Genomic DNA, 23,272 nt, shown 5'->3' on the forward strand with positions numbered 1-23,272 from the left:
TCACAGCCCTTTTCTTAAATTGGATTTCCATCAAAATCTGTATATTCTGATTTATTTTTATCATTTCCTACGTTATTTTGATTTTTATGCAACCTTTGCCTTCTTTGTCCTTTTTGTTTAGGTGTTTCTGTTTTAGTATTCTTCGGCATAATAACACATCCTTTCAAATGTATTTTATACCCTAAATAAATTTTAATACATTTATTGTTTAACTATATTAAACTTCAAACTCTTCAATTTCTATTGCATATGTTCCACAATTCTTACATACCATAATAGTTACTAAATAACTTTTATCTACTACACCTTCTCTATTTAATCTAGTAAAGGACTTTTTATTATATTCAGAATCAATGCTACTAGTTATAAAATTATTGTCTTTTCCATATGCATAGAAATAATATTCTAAGAAATCAAATACTTTTTTCTTTTCTTCTTTTCCAGCTTTGCAGTTACTGCAACAACTTTCATAATAGGCATTTTGGAAATCAACTTCATCACTATTTGAAATTAGTTCTAAAATTTTTCCTACATCTATTCCATTAAGCTCTTCATTCTCATCATTAGCAAAGTATTCTAAATTATCTTCTCCTAATTTGTACTCTTTTTCATCAAAACTAAACTTGTATTCCATTCATCTCTTCCTTTCGATGCTTAATTAAATATATTATACCATAATAACTATAATCTAATTAATATTTCATTTATTTCTTCACTTACTTTAATTCTCTCTTCATATATCCATGTAAAATCAAATTCTAAATTAAACACCTTGCAGAATGAATAATACATATTTATTCTTTGATAGTAAATCTCTAATTCATCTAAATTTCCCTTAAAGCATTGGGGTTTATTTATAACCTTATTTTTAAGAATAAATAATTCTTCTACATATCCCAAGAAGGTATTCATAATTTCATCTTTAGATATATCAAAAGGTATTTTTAATAATTCCCATTGAATTTCTTCTTTTAACTTATACCTTTTAATTCTATCTAGTATAATTAAATATTCATTTATATCCATTTTTCTATAATAATCTAGTGTATCTTCCCTTGTAGCCCATAATGCCAGTTTTTCATTTAAAGGTAAGCTTTTAATATTTAAGATAGCTTCCGAAGGTCCTAAAACAGCTTTTCTTATTGTTCTATCTTTTTCATCAAGTTTCTCTTTAATAAACTTTTGATTATCTCGTACAGTAGCTACATAGCCTGTTTCATAAATTCCTTTTCTTCCAGCTCTTCCTGCTACTTGTTTTACTTCTTGTGATGTCAAATTTCTAATTTCTTCCCCATCAAATTTTTGAATATCTAAGAAAATTATTCTCTTAATTGGTAAATTAACCCCCATTCCTATAGCATCTGTAGTTATAAGAACTTTATTTTCCTTACTTATGAACATATCATATTGTTTTCTTCTCACTTCTGGTGGTAAATCTCCATAAATTATGCTAGCTTTTATTCCTTCTTCAGAATATTGCTGAGCTATTTGTAAAACCTTTTTCTTAGAGAAAACTACTATTGCATCCCCTTCTTCAACATCTTTATAGCTAAAATTTCTGTCCTGTACTTTTAATGGTATACTTCTTTTATATTCCTTAAATTCATATTCATCATTACAATCTTCTAATATTTTTTCAATTAATTCCCTTGCATTTAAAGCACCACATATATGAATTTCATTACACCTTAATCCTAATAATGCTCTTGTCCACGCTGCACCCCTTTGGGAATCATCTATCATCTGAATTTCATCTATAATTGCAATATCATATTCCTTTTTTAAATCTACCTTTTCTATAGTGCAAGATGTATGTGTTGCCCCTTCTTTAATAATCTCCTCTTCTCCTGTTAAGAGATTACATAAAATTCTACTATTATTTAATTTTTCATAATTTTCTAAAGCCAATATTCTAAGAGGAGATAAATAAACTCCATGCTTTGCTTCCTTTAATCTTTCCATAGCAGTATAAGTTTTTCCAGTATTGGTCTCGCCTAAATGAATATATATCTTTCTAATTATATTTCTTGCTAATTTATACTCATCCTTTGGATTTTCAGGAAAGTTTTCTTCAAATTCCTTAGATATTATTTTAGGTATATGCTTTTTAGTTAAAACAGACATAAAACCCGAATTAATAAAGCTATTATAATTTCCTCTAATAACTTGATAAAATTCAAAATCAGTATTGTTTTTCTTATTATAATCATCTAATAATCTTTTAGATACATATTCTAAAAGATCCTCATACCTTTCTCTAACATCTGAATACTCCTTAAAACCTTCACTTCCCATCTCTATTAGTTGTCTTATTTTTTTTCTTAAGGAAGATTCTAGTTCTATTAATGCTCCTACTTTGGAATTATGAGCAATTTCTTCAATATGATTAATTTGGGATTTTAATTTTTTAAATTCCCTCTGCATTGCATTTTTTTTCAAATTCTCACCTCTTAACAAATATACTGTAAATCCTTATTTATAAATTATAACATTTATAATTTATATATTTCTATTTTTAGTAAAAAAGAGTTTTTTATTTAATATATTCATAATTAATTTATTATTTTTATATAATTTGTTAATACATTTAACATTTTTCATATTTTCTTAAGGATATATTAAGATTTATATTATATAATTATATATATTTATCTTTTATAAACTTATTTTTATTGGAGGATGATTTATTATAATGAGTAAAAAGTATATATATCTGGTATTTTCTAATACAGGAACAATACTATCAAAGTGTATTAATTATTATACAAAAGATAAATATGTACATGTCTCTTTAAGCTTAGATGATTCTTTTGAGAAAATGTATTCCTTCGGAAGAATTTTCCCTAGCAACCCATTTATAGGAGGGCTTGTTGAAGAAAATTTAAAAGATGGAGTATATAAAAGATTTCAAAATAGTCAATGTGTGATTTATAAAATTCAAGTAAGTAATAGACAATATTCTTTACTTATAAAAGAGCTTGAAAAATTTTTAAAAGATCAAAAAAAGTACAAGTATAGCTTGCTTGGATTAATAGGTGTAGCACTGCAAAAACCTATAAAGAGACCTAATAGATATTTTTGTTCCGAATTTGTATCCCATTTGTTAATTCAAAGTAATATATATGATTCAAACAAAGTTCCTAGTTTAACTAAACCTAGTGATTTATTAAATATTAATCATAAAGAATTTATATATGAAGGATTAACTTATGACTATAAAATAAGTTAAAATATTAATTTTAAAATAATATTTTAACTATACTCTTATTTATTAGCAATTATAATTAAAGTTATTTATTAAAATGAAAAACGGTGTATCTTATAAAGTTACACCGTTTTAATAATCTTATTATTTCTATATATAGGTCAGAAGTATATATTAATATCATTATAAATACTTATACTAACTTATCATTTCTATTTTCTTCAAAAACTTTCTTTAAGAAATTATAAAATTTATATAATCTTGGATGTATTTTTTCTTCCTCCATCTTAATTTTACATTCAGCCATTTTCATAATAGGCTCTATAAGAGCCATTGTATCCATATAACCTTCTCTAATTCTATTTTTCTTAGCTTCTTCATCTAAATTTAATGTTCCATTTATAACACTTTCATTTAAATTTCTAGGATAAATTTCAATTATATGCGTATTTGGATATAATGATCTATCTATTCTTGCTTCTTTTGATAATAATACTACTATAATTATATCGCAACCTTCCCCATATACCGGCTGTATTGGTGTATTGTCAGCTATACCACCATCTATATATCTTTCCCCCAACACCTCAGTTGATTCATATATTAATGGAAGAGATGCTGATGCAATTATAATATTTTTTCCTAATTCTAAATCATGATCATTAACTCTAAAATATTTAACCTTAAAATCTGGTAGTTCAGTACAAGCTGCATAACATATTTTATTATTCTTTTTAACCGCTTCTATATCTAAATACTTATCTATTATTTCTTTAGCACCATCTTTAGATACCGATCCCTCATCTATTTTCTGATTCATATATTTTTTAGCAAAATTCATACTTTTCCCACCAATAAAAAGTCCTATTCCCTTCTTTAACAAATCAAATTTACTTATTGGAACAAGCTTATCCATTGTTACCTCTTCCCATAAGGCTTCAGCAGCTTCCATATTATCCTGAGCAAATAAGACTGCGTTAAAGGCTCCTATTGATGTTCCTGAAAAAACCTCTATGTATTTATCTATATTAAGTTCCTTTAAAGCCTTCCAAACCCCAAGCTCATATGCTCCTTTTCCTCCCCCTCCAGATAAAACTAAGCCTATCTTCATAGTAATCCCCTCTTTTATAATGTTAGTAATTGTATTTTATTATATTTTAATTATAGCCCATTTGTTCTCTTTACTTCATTAATATTATATTAAAATTTTTAGAATTTTTGAACGTTATTTAATTAACTTATTATTTCTTATATAAATTATGAAAAGCCTATATAGTAGATATAATCTACTATATAGGCTAATTTTAGCATAAACTACTAAGATAGTTATATATTATTTAACAGAATTTTTTGCTAATTCAACTAACTCTGCAAATGCTTTTGGATCGTTTATTGCAATTTCAGATAACATTTTTCTGTTCATGTCTATTCCAGCTAACTTAATTCCATTCATGAATTTTGAATATGAAAGTCCGTTCATTCTTGTAGCTGCATTTATTCTAGCTATCCAAAGTCTTCTGAAATCTCTCTTCTTTAATCTTCTTCCAACATAAGCATTTCTTAAAGCTCTTATTACTGATTCGTTAGCAGTCTTAAATAATCTGCTCTTTCCACCGTAGTAACCTTTTGCAAGCTTTAATACTTTTTTATGATTCTTACGAGCATTTGTTGCTCTTTTAACTCTAGCCATTTTAATCCTCCTAAAAAACCTCTATATTATAGGTATGGTAATAATTTCTTCATTGCTTTTTCTTGAGTAGTTGAAACGTACGCAGACTTTCTTAAGTTTCTCTTTCTCTTAGAACTTTTCTTTGTTAATATATGACTCTTAAAAGCCTTAGCTCTTTTTAATTTTCCAGTTCCAGTCTTCTTGAATCTCTTTGCTGCACCTCTGTGGGTTTTCATTTTTGGCATGATACTATTCTCCTCTCAGGTTATGCTTTTTTTGGTCCTAAAACCATTGTCATATTTCTTCCTTCATGTTTAGCTGGTTTTTCAACTACACAAACATCTTCTAGTTTCGAAACAAAATTTTCTAAAATTCTTTGTCCAATATGTCCTAATTGTGCTTCTCTACCTTTAAATCTAACAGTGATTTTAACCTTATCACCATCTAATAAAAACTTTCTAGCATTTTTTGCTTTAATAGCAATGTCATTTTCTTCAATAGTTAAACTACATCTTATTTCTTTAATTGTAGTAACCTTTTGCTTTTTCTTTGCTTCTTTTTCTTTTTTAGCTTGCTCATAAATATATTTTCCTAAATCCATTACTTTACATACTGGTGGAATAGCATTTGGAGAAATCATTACTAAATCTAATTCCTTCTCATCTGCAATTTTTTGAGCATCCTTTGTAGGAACAACTCCTAATTGAGCACCATCTGCATCAATTAATCTAACTTCCTTAACTCTTATAGCTTCATTACAAGTAAAATCCTTACTTATATCAAGTCACCTCCAAAATTTTAAATAAAAACACAACAAAAATAGAGGACATATAATGCCGTCCTCTAGTAATTATAAAAATCTAGTTAATACAACTAGTAATTATTACACAACTAATTACCCTACTAAGCATTGCCGTAAGGTGAGAAACGGCTGTTTCTACTTAAATACATTATTTATTTTATCATTGTTTTTTATTATTGTCAATTATTTTCTCATATTTATTTTATACAAAAATTAAATTTTTTATACAATATTTTTATGTAAATATAATAATATTTTACTCAATTTCACCGTTAAAATCTAATATCCCACCTCTTAAATTATATAAATTATCAAAACCTTCTTCTTCTAAAAATGCGCAAGCCACGCTACTTCTTACACCTACTTTACAATATACTAAAATAGGTTTATTCTTATATTCTTCTAATTCCTCTATCTCCCACTCAATCTCTTCCACTGGTATATTTATAGAATTTGCTATTCTTGATTCTTTAAATTCATTCGGTCTTCTAACATCTAAAATTACCAGTTCCTTATTATTTTTAATTAGTTTTTCAGCTTGACTACTATTTATTGATTTAATACCCATATTCTTATCTCCTATTGTTTTTATACTATTATAGTACTTAAGTTTAGTATTCTCAACTTAATCATTATATTTAAGTTATTCCTTTATTTCTAATTTTAGATAACAAAAAGGAGCTATCATAACTAGCCCCTCTAATAAATCAGCTAAAATCTTCCATTCTAATTAAATTATTTATTTTATAAACTGATTTTAATTTACATACACTATTTATTGCATTATTAATATTTACTTCTTTACTATCATGAGTAACTAATACTAGAGTAACTTTATTTTCAGAAGACTCTATTCCTTTTTGAATAACTGACTTTAAACTAACATTCATTCCACCAAAAACTGAAGTTATTTCTCCTAATACTCCTGGTCTATCTTCAACCGTTAGTCTAATATAGTATTTACTATTAATTTCATTAATAGCATTAAATTTCTTCTTCCATAAGTTATTTTTCACTACAGGATTTAAATTATCAATATCAATATTACTTCTTAATATTGAAACAATATCAGAAACCACAGCACTTCCTGTTGGAAGATCTCCTGCTCCTCTACCATAAAACATTAAATCTCCAACTGCATTTCCTCTAATTAAAACTGCATTAAATGAATCATTAACATTAGCCAAAGGATGGTTTTCCGGTATCATGGTAGGATGAACCCTAAGATCTAAAATCCCATCATTATCTTTAACTATAGCTAGTAATTTAATTACTCTATTAAATTCTTTAGCATATTCAATATCTATAGATTCAATTTTTGTTATTCCTTCTCTATATACATCTTCTACATTAATTTTAGTTCCAAAAGCTAATGAAGATAATATAGCAAGCTTATATTGGGAGTCAAATCCTTCAATATCTGAAGTAGGATCTGCTTCAGCATATCCCATATCTTGGGCACCTTTTAAAGCTTCTAAAAAGTCTAACCCCTCATATTCCATCTTTGTTAAGATATAATTAGTAGTTCCATTTACTATTCCATATAATCTTTCTACCTTATTAGCTGTTAAACTCTCGTTTATTCCATTAATTATTGGAATACCACCAGCTACACTAGCTTCATAATTGAACATAACCCCTTCTTTATCAGCTTTTTCAAAAAGTTCATCTCCACCTGTTGCAAGAAGCATTTTATTTGCTGTAACAATGTGCTTCTTTCTATCCATAGCTGCCAGCATATATTCTCTAGCTGGTTCAATTCCCCCCATTACTTCAACTACAATTTTAATTGAATCATCCTCAATAATATCATTGAAATCTGTAGTTAAAATATTTCTAGGTACTTCAAAACCTCTTTTTTTATTAATGTCTCTAACTAAAATTTTGGCTACTTCTACTTCGTAGCCAGATCTTTTCATTATTTCTTCTGTGTTTGAATTTAATATCATCCAAACACCACGTCCAACATTGCCTAGCCCCATTAAAGCAATTTTGACTTTTTTCATTTCGCTTCCCCCTTAATTTTTTTAATAATTCTATAATTACTTATTGCTAACATATACATTATACTAATTTATTTCATAATTTACCATTATTACTTCTCATAAATAATTTAAAAATATAACTTTAAAATAGTAAAAAGTAAGAAATACTCTATATCTTGTGATACCATATAATATCACTAAAATAATATAGTATTTCTTACTTTTAAATTCATAACATATATAATCTAACTCTTAATATATTTAACTTTAAACCTATCTTTTTCCTGCATCAAATGGTTCACCAGCTGCCTTTGGTGCTTGTGATGATTTAGAGAATAGAACTAAAGCTATTAGTGTTACTACATATGGGAATATCTTAAGTATAACTCCTGGTATTTGAGCTAATGATGGAATTGCTTGAGAAACATTGGCAATAGTAGAAGCAAATCCAAAGAAGAAAGTTGCTCCAAGTATTCCAAGAGGTTTCCATTGTCCGAATATTAAAGCTGCTAAAGCAAGGAATCCAAGCCCAGAAACACTTCCATTAAACTCTCCTGAATATGTTACTAGAATTATAGCTCCACCTAAAGCCGAAAGTCCTCCAGATATCATAACACCTATATATCTCATTTTAAATACACTGATACCAGCTGCCGCTGCTGCTTGTGGGTGCTCACCACACGCTCTTAATCTTAATCCAAAACTAGTCTTATAAATTATAAATGTACTTAAAATTAAAATTAATAATACTAACCAAGTAGTTGCATAGCTCTTTGTAAATAAAAGCGGACCTATTACAGGTATATCAGAAAGCACAGGAATATCTTTTGGAATAAATCCATTAGTTACTCTTATATTACCACTTCCTGTTATATTTCTTGCTAAGAATACTGTTAATGCTCCTGCTATCATATTTATAGCTGTACCACTTATAACTTGATCTGCATTTAAATTTATACTTGCAAATGCATGAAGTAATGAAAATAATACTCCAACTAAAGTTGCCACTAATAAACCTATCCATAAAGCTCCTGCAACTCCATTTGCTTGTAATTTAGAAACAGTTAGTGCTCCTGCGAAAGATCCAACTATCATAAGTCCATCTAAACCTATATTTACAACACCACTTCTTTCACAATAAAGTGCTCCTAATGCTGTTATTAGCAAAGGAATTGTATAAGAAACTGCATATGGAAAAATTTGTTCAATTATACTCCACATTATTTTTCCACCACCCTTTCAGAGGATTTATCTTTATCATTTTTTCCTTTGTTTTTCTTCTTTTTAAACCATTTTATTACTCTGTCCATTACCATACTTGTAGCTGCAAAATAAATTATTGTAGCCATTATAGTATCTGCAAGTTCTGGTGGTACTTTTACAGCAGCATTCATAAAGCCTTTACCAACATATAAAACTCCAAAGAATAAAGAAGAGAATATAACTCCTATTGGACTACTTGCTCCAAGCAACGCAACAGCTATCCCATCAAAACCTTGGCTTGGCATAACTCCAATTTGCATTATATTAGCATTACCTGTGTATTGTATAGCTCCTGCAAGTCCTGATAAAGCTCCAGCTATCATCATAGAAATAATTATATTTCTATTTACAGGCATACCTGCATATTCTGCACCAAATCTATTAAATCCAACAGCTTTTAATTCATATCCTAAAACAGTTTTATTTAAAATAAACCATATTATTAATACTGCTATTAAAGCTAAGAAAATTCCTAAATTTATATAAGATCCTTTAAATATGTTTGTTAACCAATCTACTCTTAACGTAGCTGATTCTACTAGCATCTTAGATTCAGTTTCTAAGAACTCTCCTTTAAAATATTTTGGAACCATATAATAAATTATCCAATAAGCTGTCCAGTTCATCATTATTGATGAAACAACTTCGTGAACATTGAATCTAGCCTTTAAATATCCTGGAACTATTCCCCAAACTGCTCCTCCAAGAACTCCAGAAAGAACAATTATAGGTAGTAGTATTCCTCTAGGCAAATCTAAAGTTAATCCTACTGCTATAGAACAAAATCCTCCAAATAACATTTGTCCAGGAGTACCTATGTTAAATAATCCTGTTTTAAATGCAAAAGCAACTGAAAGTCCAGTAAGCATTAAAGGTGTAGCTGTTGCAATAGTATTACCTATTCTTTCTAGATTCATTAAACCGCCTTTAAATAAATATCTATATCCTTCTACAGGGTTAAAGCCCATAATTAGCATTAATAAAGCTCCGGCTAAAAGGCCTAATAACACAGCCATTATGGATTTAATACCTTGATTTTTTCCCATTAGCTTTCTCCTTTCTTTATTCCTGCCATCATTAGTCCAACTTCATTTTCATCTGTTTCAGAAGAATTTACAATTCCTACAAGTTCACCATTATTAACAATAGCTATTCTATCTGAAACATTTAAAACCTCATCTAATTCAAGAGATACTAAAAGTACAGCTTTACCATTATCTCTTTGTTCAACAAGTCTTTTGTGTATGTATTCTATAGAACCTACATCTAAACCTCTAGTTGGTTGAACAGCAATTAACAAATCTGGATTTGACAAAATTTCACGACCTATTATTCCTTTTTGTTGGTTACCACCAGATAAAGATCTTGCTATTGATGCTCCCCCTTCTCCGGATCTAACATCAAAAGTTTCTATAATTTCATCCGAGTACTTTCTTACTTCTTCTCTATTTATTAACCCATTCTTTGAAAAAGGTTGATTCTTATAAGCTTTAAGTACCATATTATCTTCCATTGTATAATCTAAAATAAGTCCTCTTTTATGTCTATCTTCTGGAATATGAGCTATACCTTCATCTATTCTCTTTCTAATAGAATCCTTTGTAATATCTTTTCCATTAAAAAATATCTTTCCAGAATCTACATTTCTCATTCCAGTTATAGCTTCCACTAATTCCGTTTGGCCATTTCCTTCAACTCCAGCGATACCAACAATCTCACCTTTTTTAACTTCAAGATTAAAGTTCTTTAACCCTAAAACTTTCTTACTATTTTTAACTGATAAATTTTCTATTTTTAAAACTATATCTCCTGGCTTAGATTCATCTTTTTCAACTTTAAATGATACTTGCCTTCCAACCATCATTCTTGCCATTTCTTCTTCTGAAGTTTTCTTAACATCTACAGTTCCAATGTACTTTCCTCTTCTTATTACTGTACACCTATCCGCTGCTTCTTTAATTTCTTTTAATTTATGTGTAATTATAATTATTGATTTACCTTCTTTTATAAGATTTTTCATAATTACAATTAAATCTTCAATTTCTTGAGGTGTTAATACAGCTGTTGGTTCATCAAAAATAAGAACATCTGCATTTCTATAAAGCATCTTAAGAATTTCAACACGTTGTTGCATACCAACAGATATATCTTCAATTTTTGCATATGGATCAACATTTAATCCATAAGCCTTAGATAATTCTTCTATTTTCTTTGCTGCACTCTTTATATCTACAGTCAGAAATTTCTTAGGTTCTAAACCCAAAATAATATTTTCAGTTACCGTAAAGTTCTCAACTAATTTAAAATGTTGATGAACCATACCTATACCTAATTCATTTGCTACATTAGGACTAGTTATTTTAACTTCTTTTCCATTCACTTTAATTTTCCCTGCTTCAGGTTGGTACATTCCAAATAACATTCCCATTAATGTAGATTTACCCGCTCCATTTTCCCCTAAAAGAGCATGAATCTCTCCCTTTTTAAGTTGTAAAGTAACATTATCATTTGCTACAATACCAGGAAACTCTTTACGGATATTAATCATTTCCACTACATAACTCATGAGTATCCTCCCTCTCTTATTTACTATTTCCATATATAATGGTTAGATTATCTTTTTATGTTAAATTAATCTAATTACATCTTTATAGAAGAAAAAGACGGTTAATCCGCCTTTCCTATGTTTTTATTAAGCTTTTATAAATTACTTAATTAAATACCTTGATCACTCTTAACTTCTATTTCACCATTTTTTATTTTATTATAAACTTCATCTACTTTTGAAATAGTTTCTGCACTTAAGTTTGGATTTTCATCTGGAAGACCAACGCCATCATTTTTAACATTAAAAGTTAATGTTTCTCCACCTGGGAAGTTTCCTTCTAAATCATCCTTAATAACATCAAAAGTTGCTGTATCAATTTTCTTCATTGCTGAAGTTAATACTACTGATTTATCTCCATCATATTTACCATCATCATATTGGTCAACGTCAACTCCAATTACCCATGCTTCTTTTCCAGATGCAACTCTAGCTTTTGCTTCATTTATCGAACCAACTCCAACACCACCAGCTGCTACAAATATTGCTTTAACACCATTATCATACATAGTAGCTGCTAATTGTTGTCCTGCTGCAACATTATCAAATGAACCTTGGTAAACTATATTTTCTTTTTTAATAGTCATATTAGTTCCTAGATTTTCATTAGCATATTGAATTCCTTGTTGGAAACCCCAATTAAATCTTTGAACTGATGGAATTTCCATACCTCCAATAAAACCTAAGTCTCCTTCTTTTAGTTCAGTAGCTGCTGCAACACCTACTAAAAATCCTGCTTCTTGTTCTGCAAAATAAATAGAAACTGTATTATCTCCTAATTTTTCTACTCTCTCTTCACCAGTCTTACCATTGTTTGGAGAACCATCAATTATTACAAATTTAGCATCTGTATATTTATCTTGAGAATTAAATACTGCTGTTTCAAATTTAAATCCAGGAGTTACTATAAATTTATATCCTGTATCATAAAGATTTCCTATTTCTTTCATGTAATCTGCTTCAGTAGTTCCAGAAGGTTTTATATAGTTACTATCAACGCTTAACTCTTTTTGAGCTTTTAATATACCTTCCCAAGTACCTTGGTTAAATGATTTATCATCTATTGTTCCTGCATCAGTAACCATACCTACTTTTAATTTTTCTCCCTCTGCACTTGATGTGTTACCACAGCCTACTAAACCTGTAACCATTAATGCTGATAATGCTAAAGCTATTACTTTTTTCTTCATAAAAATCCTCCTTATCGTTAGTGCCTAAAACTCATTTTTCGAACTTTCAAAGAGATTATACAATATATAATTCGTTATTTCAACAAATAATATTATTTTTCCCCATTAATTGCCCTTTTTTAAAATACTTTAAATTAATTTTTGTTATTTTTTAAATTTACTTATATTTTGTTTATAATATATTTAATCCTAAATCTATACAAGTAAAACACTTACTAATTTACTTAAATCATCATTACGATTGTATTGTTTCCCTTTAATCAGCTAGATATACCATATATAATTTCTAAAACTAATCAAAGAATATACTATATTACTTTTTAATTTATAAGTACAAAAAAGGAACTAAAATTTAGTTCCTCATCAAAATTCATTTTTATAAAAACTCTTGAAATATTTCTTTGAATGAATCGATTTCCATTGGAGCAATCCTAACTCTTTTTAAAGAGTACATCCCATCATTAACAGTAGATATTCCTGGTTTTGTTGTAACCGCTGCTTTTATTCCTATTTCTTTTTCTACTTCTATAGTTTCTTCATCATATCTTCCCACTGGATAACAAATAAATTTACTATCTACTCCAACCTTTTCCTTTAATGCATCTATACCTTCTTGAATTATAATAGCTTTTTCTTCTCTAGAAATATTTGTGAACTCAATATGTCTTGAAGTATGATTTTCAATCCCCATTCCAGCATCTCTCATTTCTTTAAGCATAGTTGAATTCATATAAAAACTATCTACATCCGTCTTATCTGTAATAATAAAAAATGTTGCTTTCATATTATTTTCTTTTAAAATTCTATATGCATCTGTATAATTATCCGCATATCCATCATCAAAAGTTATTGCAACTGGCTTCTTTGGAACATATCCAGTACTATACGCCTCTAAAACATCATCTAATAACATTGGAGTAAATTCATTTTCTTTTAACCATTTAATTTCTGATTCAAATTGTTTTACCGGAACCAACAAACTATTATTAGGATCTAAATCTGATATAGAATGATACATAAGTATCGGAATCCTCACTTCATTTATATCTAAAGTTATGTAATCATCTTTTTTTTCTTCTACATTTTCTTCATTAAGTTTATCAGCATTATTATCTTCATTATTTTCTATTATTTTATTTTTATCAGTATTATTTTCTTCTACATGGGTTCCAATATTATTATAAAAATCTTTCCCTACAAAAGCTAATAAACATATTATAAACACTATTATTGAAATAACTATAAAAAACTTTTTCATAATTCCTCCATTTTTATAAATATATCCAAAATATAACATCGCATCTTTTTTTTGTCAATATAATTTTAGTTCTTTCTATATTTTAATAATTCCTAATTTTTTATTAAATTATTGTTAATGATATTTTATTTTTGTATAATTAATCTAAACTAATATTAAGGAGTGTTTTTTATTGTTTGGATACGTAACTCCTCTAAAAGCAGAACTTAAAGTAAAGGATTTTACAAAATTCAGAAGTTATTATTGTGGATTATGCCTACATTTAAAAAGTGGTGCAGGCAATATACCTAGAATGGTTTTAAATTATGATATGACATTTTTGGCAGTACTACTAGATTCCTTATCGAGTAAGGAACCAGATTTTGAACTTAAGCGTTGTATAGTTCATCCAAAGGACAAAAAGCCCGTGGTTATGAATAACGATGCTCTTCAATATTCAGCTGCAATGAATTTAGCCCTTTACTATCATAAAATTAAAGATGATATAGAAGATGATAATGATATAAAAAGTAAAGTACTTGAAAAAATTTTATATCCTTATCAAAAAAAGATAAACAAATCTATAGATGATATAAATAATATTATTAAATCTAACCTTAAAGATCTAAGGAATTTTGAAAACAATAAAAATTTTTATTCTATAGATGAAATATGTCATCCATTTAGTGATATAGTTGGTAATATACTTAAAAGTTATCCTAAGGAATTGGTTTGTGATGGTGATGAGTTAAGAAGTAATTTATATAGTCTAGGATATACTTTAGGAAAATGGATTTATTTAATTGACGCATTTGATGATTTAAAAAAGGACATGAAAGATAATAAATTTAATCCAATTAATTATTTATTCAATAGTGAAAATAAATCCTATGATGAGTTAGTCCCTTTAATAAAAGATAGATTAGAATTTACTATACTTAATTGTTCTTATAATTGCAAAGAAATCCTTGAAAAGTTACCTTTAAAGAGAAATGAAGATATACTTAAAAATGTGTTAGAATTAGGTATGATGGATAAATACTTAGGAATTTTAAATAATACTAGAGAAGATAAAAGGAGTGGCAAAAAATGAACCCATACGAAGTTCTTGGATTAAAACCTGGCGCAAGTCAAGAAGAAATAAAAAAAGCATATAGAAACTTAATTAAGCAATATCATCCTGACCAATATGGTGATAACCCTTTAAAAGACTTAGCTGAAGAAAAAGTAAGAGAAATTAATACAGCTTATGATATGTTAACGAAAAATAACGGTAATTCTTACAATAATTCATATAGTAATTCTAACACTTCTAATAATAGCTATTCTAATAATTCAAATGATAGCTATGCTCTTTCAGAAATTAGGAGATTAATTCAAAATAGAAACTTTGCTGAAGCTGAAAGCAGATTAAATTCTATTCAAAATAGAAATGCAGAATGGAACTTTTTATATGGATTTGTTTTAACCAATAAAGGTTGGTTTGATGCAGGACTTAAACATATTCAAATTGCAGTAAATATGGACCCAAATAATTTTGAATATAGACAAACTTTAAATTCTTTACATCAAAGAACTTCAGCTTACAGTGGTAATTATTATAGAACTACTGGTGGTTCTTCCTCAAATACTTGTGATTGCTGTATGCAACTTTGGTGCTTAGATAGTCTTTGTGAATGCATGGGCGGAGATCTTATTGGATGTTGTTAAATTTATTAGGTGGTGTTTAGTATATGAAAACTAAAGAAATTACATTAAGTGCAGCTTTAGTTGCATTTACAATTATTATTTTATATTCAAATTTACTATTACCTATAAGTACAATAAGCATTCTTACACTAGCATCTTTATTAATACCAATTGCATTAATAAGAGGATCAATGAAAAGTGCTATTTTGGTATATGTAGCTTCATCTATTATAGGTTTTTTTATACTTCCTATAAATATAATAATGCTATATATACTATTCTTTGGAATTTACGGTATAATAAAATACTATATTGAAAAAATAAATAAAATCCCCTTAGAAATACTATTAAAAATAATATTTTTTAATATAATATTTTTTATATCATTTTTCATATTTAAATCTTTTATTGCCATAGAAATAACTAAACTTCCTATTTGGTTATTTGTAATAATTGCTCAAATTATTTTTTTAGTTTTTGACTATGCATTAACATTATTAATTTCTTTTTATTTAGAAAGAATTCATAAAAAAATATAAAAGAATACTGTACCGAAGGGTACAGTATTCTTTTCAGATTGTAGACAAAAAGCATTTTCTCAAGTTTGAGAAAATGCTTTTTGTTATTATATTTAAAATTAAAGAGTATATTTTTGTAATACAGTTACTAAGTGGGCTATCGGAGCGATAGCTGACACGTCTTTTCCATAGTCGGTTTGCCATTTTCTTCAAATTCATGCATGTGTAAATAAGCGTGACTTCCATAGTAATTTTAGCCAAGCTTCTTAAATGTGTATAACGCATACCATGCTTTTCTTTAGCATCTGCAAAAACTCTCTCTATTGTTTCTTTACGAGCTTTATATACAGATTTTACATATTTATCATGTCTAAGATGATTTGCTTAATCAATAAACTCTTGCCAGATATGATGAGTAATGACCTTTTGATGATTTTTACTATTAGTACATTTGTTTAAATAAGGACATTTACTACATTCACATGGATTTGATTTATATTCTCTATATCCATCTCGGTTTGTAGTACCATATTTTAAGATTTTAAAATTTGGGCATATATAACAATCATTATATTCATCATATACATAATCATATTTTTTGAAAAAGCCTTCTTTAGTCATAGGACGTTTGTAAGGAAGTGATGGTAATATATTATCTTTGAATAACTGTCTACAAATATATGGCGTAATATATCCCGCATCCATAGCTATAGCTATGATCTCGTCAGCGGAAAATCTATCTTTTAAATTCTCATATAATCCAATAAATCCAACACTATCATGAATATTACCTGCTGTAACATCAAACTCTAATATATAGTTATTTTTATCGCAAGCTGTGTGAGCAGAGTAAGCAAAGCATTTCTCTTTTTCGTTCTTAAAAAACATACCACTATCAGGATCAGTGTTGCTTTCAGTAACAACCTTCGTTTCGTCTACTTTTGTTTCTTTGTTTAAAGGTCTTTTTCCATGTTTTTTTCTATCTTCATCTATTTCTTTTTCTAATTCTTCTTGGTACTTTTTTGCCTCAATATCAATCTCTTTTTTAGTATACTTTTTCTTATTTGCACTTGCTTTTATATGTGTAGAATCTATAAATACTTCTGATAAATCTATAAATCCATATTTATTAGCTTCTTCTAAGATTTTAGTGAATATGTTATTAAATAAATTAGTATTTTTAAATCTTCTTTCATAGTTCTTATTAAAAGTAGAGAAATGTGGTATCTTTTCCGTAAATGAATATCCTATAAACCATCTATAAGCTATATTTACTTCAATTTCTCTTATAGTTTGTCTCATCGACGGTATTCCAAATAAATATTGAATTAGAACAATTTTTATTAAAACTACTGGATCAATGCTTGGCGCTCCGGACGCAGAGTATAACTCTGCAACTTCATCATATATAAAATTAAAGTCTATAGCTCTATCAATTTTTCTAACTAGATGATCTTTTGGAACTAATGCATCTACACTATTAAATTCAATTTGTAATCTATTATCTACATCTTTTCTTGTCATCATAAAATATCACCCATGATATTTTACCAAGAAAACGAAAAGGTGTCGACTTTGTCGACACCCTGGAATACTGTACCGAAGGGTACAGTATTCTTTTATTATTAATCTAATATGGAAAATAAAATTTCTAAAGCGCCTTCAAAAGCAAATCCTATAAATTCTAGAACACCATATTTAATTTTAGATTCCTTTTTTACTATCTTCTCTTTACTATTATCATAGTTCTTTCTACTAATAGGATCAGAATTATAATAATAAGCTTCTTCATATGTTCTTATTTCTTTAAAAACAATTTTATTTTCATTATCCTTCAAAACCCTCGCCTCCAAGCATAAGTATTCTATTATCGTACCTTACTATATACCTTCTGCATTTTTTGTAAAAGTCCTTTTGTAGAATATAGTAAATACAATAACTGTAGTTATGGCAGCTAGTATATCGGAAATAGGTTCTGCACATAATACAGCCGTTAATTTATTTCCTTCACTTACTAATGATGGTAGTATAAATATTAGTGGTACAAGTAATACTATTTTTCTTAATAAAGCCATTATAAGTGATAACTTTGCTTGACCTAATGCTAAGAAAGTTTGCTGACATGCTATCTGCGCACCAAAAATTAATATTCCAGCAAAGTAAATCCTCATACCCCAAGCTGTTATTTCAATTAATTCTGGTTTTTTATTAAATATTCTAACAAAAAACTCTGGGAATATCATTAGTGAAGCCCACATGGTTATAGTATATACTAAGCAACTAATCAAAAGTAATTTAAAAGTTCTTTTAACTCTTTTTATATTTTGGGCACCAAAATTATAACTTATTATAGGCTGTGCCCCTTGAGATAATCCTAAAAGAGGTAGTGTAACAATTTGCATTATACTACTCATTATTGTCATTGCCCCTACCGCTAAATCACCTCCATACATTTGAAGCTGATTATTCAAACTAATTAACACTATGCTTTCAGTTGCTTGCATTATAAATGGTGATACACCTAATGCAACTATTGATAGTAATACTTTAAAGTCTGGAATTAAATATTCCTTTCTAATTTTTAGAATGCTCTTTTTACTAAAAAGAAAAAATAAAACCCATATTGCAGATACAAATTGTGATAATATCGTAGCTAGAGCAGCACCTCTTACACCTAAATCAAAAACAAATATAAATATAGGATCTAACACAATATTTATAATTGCTCCTATAACTACAGTGTACATTCCCATTTTGGCGAACCCTTGAGTATTAATAAATGGATTCATACCAAGTGCTATTTGAACAAATACTGTTCCCAATAAATATATAGTTAAATACTCCATTGCATATCCAATAGTTGCTTCACTAGCTCCAAAAGCAAATAGTAAATTTTCTCTAAAAATTAAAAATACAATTGTACACAAAACACCAATGATAACTAATATCGAAAAACTATTACTAATAATTTTTTCTGCACCATCATTATCTTTTTCTCCCATTTTTATCGCAGCAAGTGGAGCTCCTCCCATACCAATAAGAGCTGAAAAGGCTGAAATAATCATTAGTAATGGAAAAGCTACTCCAACTCCTGCCATAGCTATTTCTCCATTTGGCATTCTTCCAATAAATATTCTATCTACTATGTTATATAAGACATTAACAATTTGCGCTATAATTGCTGGAAATGCTAAGTTTATTAATAGTTTTCCTACAGATCCCTCACCTAAGTTTATTTTAGCTTTAGTCATAAAATTCTTCTCCTTATATATATTTCTTTATTATATAGATCCCATTAATTACAAATATCATATAAGAAATATATTCATATTTAAAAATGAAAATTTAAATTTTTCATTACAGTATCTCTTTTCCAAATGGCATTAAAGATAATTTAGCTAATTTTAATGATTGCATAGCAAAAGGAATTCCAATAATAGTTATGCATAATAAAAAAGCACTTATTAAATTTGCAATACAAAGTTCAAGTCCACCAAATATTAGCCAAAGTATATTTAAAAACAAACTGATACTACTATCATCATTTGTAACTATATCTTTACCAAAAGGTGCAAATTGAAGCCTTGCCATTTTAAAACACTGTAATCCAATTGGAATACCAACTATAGTTATACACCATAAACATCCAAACATAAACCATCCTATTGCATTAAAAAATCCACCTAAAATAATCCATATTATATTTCCCAAACAAGACATTAAAACTTCCCCTTTTTATAAGTTAATACATATTATAAATTTCTTAATTGAACTAAAGCACAATTTTCTATAGCATTTATATTATTTTCCTTGCAATACCTTAATATTTCTTCACTTTGAGCCCCTGGCTGAATTAAAATATTTTCTATACCTAAACTTTTTGCTTCCTTTAAATATTCCAATCCTAATTTTGGATTTATACACAAGTCTATAGCATTAATTTTATATTGAACTTCTTTAAGGCTCTTATAAACTTCATTACCTCCCTTAGGATGAACTCCGCTTACAACATAACCCTTTTCTCTAAATTTATTAATAATCTTGTAAGCATATTTAGATGTATTACTTACATCTCCTATAACAACCCAATTATCAACCTTTATCAATTCTGAAATTTCCATATTTAACCTCCATAATATTCTCTTTATTTATATAATATACAATATATACAACATATACAATTATATAATATATATATTATAATTTTTATTGATAAAAATACTATTTTACTTATATCTAAACATTGACTTATATTATAATAAAATATATAATTGGTTATATTAAAATTATATATTTATTGCTATGATTAGGAGTAGTATTATAATCCCTATACTCAAGAGAACTGTTGGTGGCTGCGAAACAGTGTATAAATTATAAGAACTTGCCTAGGAGCTTACTTGTTAAAATCAAGTACGGGATACCCCCGTTATAATTTCGAGTGAGAAAATTTTATTTTCTAATAAGAGTGGTACCGCGAATATATCCTTCGTCTCTTAATTGAGATGAGGGATTTTTTATATTTTTTTACAAATGTTATTTTATAGGAGGACTGATTATGGCTAAATATGGAACTTCCATTGATAAAAAATGGCAAGATAAGTGGGAAGAAACTAATCTTTATAAATTCGACCCAAATAAAGAAGGAGAAAAATTATATGTTCTAGAAATGTTCTCATATCCTTCAGGAAGCCAATTACATGCTGGTCACTGGTTTAACTACGGACCTGTTGACTCATGGGCTAGAATGAAGAGAATGCAAGGATATAATGTATTCCAACCTATGGGATTTGATGCTTTTGGACTTCCAGCAGAAAACTATGCAATAAAAACTGGAATTCATCCAAAGGATTCAACTGATAAAAACATTGAAACTATGGAAAAGCAATTAAAAGCTATGGGTGCTATGTTTAACTGGGAAAATGAAGTTATAACTTGTAACCCTGATTATTATAAATGGACTCAATGGGTATTTTTAAAACTATATGAAAAAGGATTAGCTTACAGAAAAAAAGCTCCTGTAAACTGGTGTCCTTCTTGTAACACAGTTTTAGCAAATGAGCAAGTTGTTGAAGGTCTTTGTGAAAGATGTTCAACAGAAGTTACAAAAAAAGATTTAACTCAATGGTTTTTAAAAATTACTGATTATGCTGATGAATTATTAGAAAAACTAGATACTTTAGATTGGCCTGAAAAAACAGTAGCTATGCAAAAACATTGGATAGGAAAATCTACTGGTGCTGAAGTTACTTTTAAAGTAAAAGGTTCTGATATTAAATTCGATGTATTTACAACTAGAGTTGATACTTTAAATGGAGTAACTTATGTTGTATTAGCACCTGAAAATCCATTAGTTGATGAACTAACTACTACAGAATATAATAAATCAGTTGAAGATTATAAGGAAGAAGCTAAAAAACAATCAGATATAGAAAGACAATCTTTATCTAGAGAAAAAACTGGAGTATTTACAGGCTCTTATGCAATTAACCCTATAAATAATAAGGAAGTCCCTATCTGGGTAGGTGATTATGTTTTAGCTACTTATGGTACTGGTGCTGTTATGGCTGTTCCAGCTCATGATGAAAGAGATTTTGCCTTTGCAAGCAAGTTTAATCTTCCTATAGAAAGAGTTATAGCTAGCAAAAATGGTGAAGATAACGAATTACCATATTGTGAATATGGCAAATTGGTGAACTCAGGAGAATTTGATGGATTAACTACAGAAGAAGCTAAAGAAAAAATTGTTGAAAAATTATCTAAAGTTAATTTAGGTTCTGCAAAGGTTAATTACAGATTAAGAGATTGGCTAGTATCTAGACAAAGATATTGGGGTGCTCCAATTCCTATAGTTCACTGTGAAGATTGTGGAACTGTTGCTGTTCCAGAAAATCAACTACCAGTAGAACTTCCATACAATGTTGAATTTGCTCCAGATGGGAAATCACCACTTGCTAAATGTGATGAATTTATAAATACAACTTGTCCAAAATGCGGAAAGCCTGCTAAGAGAGAAGCAGATACTTTAGATACTTTTGTTTGTTCATCTTGGTATCAATTAAGATATCCAGATAGCAAAAATACTGAAAAAGCTTTTGATAAAGATATAGTAAACAAAATGCTTCCAGTAGATAAATATGTCGGTGGACCTGAGCATGCTTGTATGCATTTACTATATGCTAGATTTATTACTAAAGCTTTAAGAGATATGGGCTACTTAGACTTTGATGAACCATTTAAATCTTTAACTCACCAAGGTTTAATTTTAGGACCTGATGGCTTAAAAATGAGTAAATCAAAAGGAAATACTATTTCCCCTAATGATTACATTTCTGAATATGGCTCAGATGTATTTAGAATGTATTTAATGTTTGGTTTTGCTTATGTTGAAGGCGGAGCTTGGAGTGATGATGGACTTAAATCTGTTGCAAGATTTGTAGATAGAATTGAAAGATATCTAGAAATATCTAGAGAAGCAATAGAAAAAGGTGAAAATAATAAAACTACTGTTGATAAAGCAGAAAAAGAATTAAAATTCTGGCTACATAATGCAATTAAAGGAGTTACTGAAGATGCTGATAAAATGCAATTTAATACTGCTATTGCAAGAATGATGGAATTTGTAAATGCTTTATCTAAGTACCTTCAAGAAGATATGAAAAACTTAGATTTCTTAAAAAATTCTTGTATTGACTTCTTAAAGATTCTAGCACCATTTGCTCCACACTTTGCTGAAGAACAATGGAGTCTTTTAGGATTAGAATACTCAATCTTCAATCAAAATTGGCCAGAATTTGATCCTACAGCTTTAGTTAAAGATGAAGTTGAAATTGCAATCCAAGTTAACGGAAAAATAAAGGCTAAGATAAACGTTCCAACGGATTTAGATGAAGAAGGCATTAAAGCTGCTTCATTATCTAATGAAAATATTATAGCTGCAACTGAAGGTAAAAATATAGTTAAGGTTATAGTTATTAAAGGAAGATTAGTAAATATAGTAGTTAAATAATAAAAAGGCACATATGTGCCTTTTTATTCAGACTGCTGACAAAGTGTCAGCAGTCTTTAATTTTATACAAATATGTAATATAATTTAAAATATATTAATTTAT

General features: G+C 28.2%; 23 protein-coding genes, 1 pseudogene and 1 other annotated feature. Of the genes and pseudogenes, 5 read left to right on the forward strand and 19 right to left on the reverse strand.

All coding sequences use genetic code 11. The features are described from left to right. Positions 1-14 precede the first annotated feature (14 nt). The 3 genes from ACQPVP_RS08615 to ACQPVP_RS08625 form a co-directional block, all read right to left on the reverse strand. Positions 15-149 (reverse strand): clostri-philic family protein, encoded by a 135-nt coding sequence (locus ACQPVP_RS08615; protein ID WP_268873132.1) that lies wholly within the window; start codon positions 147-149, stop codon positions 15-17. Positions 150-217: 68 nt separating this feature from the next. Beyond that, positions 218-634 carry a DUF3785 family protein gene (locus ACQPVP_RS08620; RefSeq protein ID WP_430849085.1) on the reverse strand — a complete coding sequence of 139 codons (417 nt, stop codon included), beginning with the start codon at positions 632-634 and terminating at the stop codon, positions 218-220. 47 nt (positions 635-681) lie between these two features. Then, complete coding sequence (locus ACQPVP_RS08625; protein ID WP_430849087.1) at positions 682-2,439, reverse strand: SUV3 family DEAD/DEAH box RNA helicase; 1,758 nt, start codon at positions 2,437-2,439, stop codon at positions 682-684. Positions 2,440-2,692: 253 nt separating this feature from the next. Here ACQPVP_RS08625 and ACQPVP_RS08630 point away from each other — a divergent pair, with 253 nt between their 5' ends. Further along, positions 2,693-3,229: a hypothetical protein gene (locus tag ACQPVP_RS08630; protein ID WP_430849088.1), complete on the forward strand. Its 537-nt coding sequence runs from the start codon at positions 2,693-2,695 to the stop codon at positions 3,227-3,229. Positions 3,230-3,398: 169 nt separating this feature from the next. On the opposite strand, the gene ACQPVP_RS08635 is transcribed toward ACQPVP_RS08630, so the two are convergent. From ACQPVP_RS08635 to ACQPVP_RS08685, 11 genes are all read right to left on the reverse strand, one after another. Next, entirely contained in the window at positions 3,399-4,316 is a 918-nt protein-coding gene (locus tag ACQPVP_RS08635; RefSeq protein ID WP_430849090.1) for a patatin-like phospholipase family protein, read from the reverse strand. Between the two features lie 222 nt (positions 4,317-4,538). Continuing rightward, positions 4,539-4,895, reverse strand: coding sequence for a 50S ribosomal protein L20 (gene rplT, locus ACQPVP_RS08640; protein ID WP_430849092.1), 357 nt, complete (start codon positions 4,893-4,895; stop codon positions 4,539-4,541). 26 nt (positions 4,896-4,921) lie between these two features. Then, on the reverse strand, positions 4,922-5,119 hold the full coding sequence (gene rpmI / locus ACQPVP_RS08645) for a 50S ribosomal protein L35 (protein ID WP_195265317.1): 198 nt from the start codon (positions 5,117-5,119) through the stop codon (positions 4,922-4,924). Positions 5,120-5,139: 20 nt separating this feature from the next. Further along, on the reverse strand, positions 5,140-5,652 hold the full coding sequence (gene infC, locus ACQPVP_RS08650; RefSeq protein WP_430839521.1) for a translation initiation factor IF-3: 513 nt from the start codon (positions 5,650-5,652) through the stop codon (positions 5,140-5,142). A gap of 280 nt (positions 5,653-5,932) precedes the next feature. Next, on the reverse strand, positions 5,933-6,244 hold the full coding sequence (locus ACQPVP_RS08655) for a rhodanese-like domain-containing protein (protein WP_430849094.1): 312 nt from the start codon (positions 6,242-6,244) through the stop codon (positions 5,933-5,935). Between the two features lie 139 nt (positions 6,245-6,383). Then, positions 6,384-7,682 carry a homoserine dehydrogenase gene (locus ACQPVP_RS08660; protein WP_430849096.1) on the reverse strand — a complete coding sequence of 433 codons (1,299 nt, stop codon included), beginning with the start codon at positions 7,680-7,682 and terminating at the stop codon, positions 6,384-6,386. A 252-nt stretch (positions 7,683-7,934) separates the two neighbouring features. Next, the gene (locus ACQPVP_RS08665) at positions 7,935-8,882 is read right to left on the reverse strand and encodes an ABC transporter permease (protein ID WP_430849098.1); all 948 of its coding nucleotides are present in this window, start codon (positions 8,880-8,882) and stop codon (positions 7,935-7,937) included. Next, complete coding sequence (locus ACQPVP_RS08670; RefSeq protein ID WP_430849100.1) at positions 8,882-9,970, reverse strand: ABC transporter permease; 1,089 nt, start codon at positions 9,968-9,970, stop codon at positions 8,882-8,884. Before ACQPVP_RS08670 ends, ACQPVP_RS08665 begins: the two co-directional genes overlap by 1 nt. Then, the gene (locus tag ACQPVP_RS08675; RefSeq protein ID WP_430849102.1) at positions 9,970-11,490 is read right to left on the reverse strand and encodes an ABC transporter ATP-binding protein; all 1,521 of its coding nucleotides are present in this window, start codon (positions 11,488-11,490) and stop codon (positions 9,970-9,972) included. Before ACQPVP_RS08675 ends, ACQPVP_RS08670 begins: the two co-directional genes overlap by 1 nt. A 149-nt stretch (positions 11,491-11,639) precedes the next feature. Continuing rightward, positions 11,640-12,719 (reverse strand): BMP family lipoprotein, encoded by a 1,080-nt coding sequence (locus ACQPVP_RS08680; RefSeq protein WP_430849104.1) that lies wholly within the window; start codon positions 12,717-12,719, stop codon positions 11,640-11,642. Positions 12,720-13,095: 376 nt separating this feature from the next. Beyond that, a complete protein-coding gene (locus ACQPVP_RS08685) occupies positions 13,096-13,977 on the reverse strand; it encodes a polysaccharide deacetylase family protein (protein ID WP_430849106.1) in 882 nt (293 codons plus the stop codon). A gap of 172 nt (positions 13,978-14,149) precedes the next feature. Between ACQPVP_RS08685 and ACQPVP_RS08690 the strand changes: the two genes are divergently transcribed. Genes ACQPVP_RS08690 through ACQPVP_RS08700 form a run of 3 tightly spaced genes read left to right on the forward strand, consistent with a single transcriptional unit; the run spans position 14,150 to position 16,184 of the window. Then, complete coding sequence (locus ACQPVP_RS08690) at positions 14,150-15,049, forward strand: DUF5685 family protein (RefSeq protein ID WP_430849108.1); 900 nt, start codon at positions 14,150-14,152, stop codon at positions 15,047-15,049. After that, positions 15,046-15,666 carry a J domain-containing protein gene (locus ACQPVP_RS08695; RefSeq protein ID WP_430849110.1) on the forward strand — a complete coding sequence of 207 codons (621 nt, stop codon included), beginning with the start codon at positions 15,046-15,048 and terminating at the stop codon, positions 15,664-15,666. Before ACQPVP_RS08690 ends, ACQPVP_RS08695 begins: the two co-directional genes overlap by 4 nt. Before the next feature lie 23 nt (positions 15,667-15,689). Further along, entirely contained in the window at positions 15,690-16,184 is a 495-nt protein-coding gene (locus tag ACQPVP_RS08700) for a hypothetical protein (protein ID WP_430849112.1), read from the forward strand. A 33-nt stretch (positions 16,185-16,217) separates the two neighbouring features. On the opposite strand, the pseudogene ACQPVP_RS08705 reads toward ACQPVP_RS08700, so the two are convergent. The 5 genes and pseudogenes from ACQPVP_RS08705 to ACQPVP_RS08725 form a co-directional block, all read right to left on the reverse strand. Next, positions 16,218-17,690 (reverse strand): annotated as a pseudogene (locus ACQPVP_RS08705) (IS1182 family transposase). 98 nt (positions 17,691-17,788) lie between these two features. Beyond that, positions 17,789-18,001, reverse strand: a complete 213-nt coding sequence (locus ACQPVP_RS08710; protein WP_430849114.1) for a hypothetical protein — start codon at positions 17,999-18,001, stop codon at positions 17,789-17,791. Between the two features lie 42 nt (positions 18,002-18,043). Next, positions 18,044-19,414, reverse strand: coding sequence for an MATE family efflux transporter (locus ACQPVP_RS08715; protein WP_430849116.1), 1,371 nt, complete (start codon positions 19,412-19,414; stop codon positions 18,044-18,046). 106 nt (positions 19,415-19,520) lie between these two features. Next, positions 19,521-19,883, reverse strand: a complete 363-nt coding sequence (locus ACQPVP_RS08720) for a YccF domain-containing protein (protein WP_430849118.1) — start codon at positions 19,881-19,883, stop codon at positions 19,521-19,523. A 32-nt stretch (positions 19,884-19,915) separates the two neighbouring features. Further along, positions 19,916-20,284, reverse strand: coding sequence for a CoA-binding protein (locus ACQPVP_RS08725; protein ID WP_430849120.1), 369 nt, complete (start codon positions 20,282-20,284; stop codon positions 19,916-19,918). A gap of 172 nt (positions 20,285-20,456) precedes the next feature. Continuing rightward, positions 20,457-20,660: a binding site (T-box leader), on the forward strand. Between the two features lie 58 nt (positions 20,661-20,718). Between ACQPVP_RS08725 and leuS the strand changes: the two genes are divergently transcribed. Then, entirely contained in the window at positions 20,719-23,169 is a 2,451-nt protein-coding gene (gene leuS, locus ACQPVP_RS08730; RefSeq protein ID WP_430849122.1) for a leucine--tRNA ligase, read from the forward strand. Positions 23,170-23,272: the final 103 nt, after the last annotated feature.

The organism is Clostridium nigeriense (assembly GCF_050585265.1).
Taxonomy (GTDB): domain Bacteria; phylum Bacillota; class Clostridia; order Clostridiales; family Clostridiaceae; genus Clostridium; species Clostridium nigeriense_B.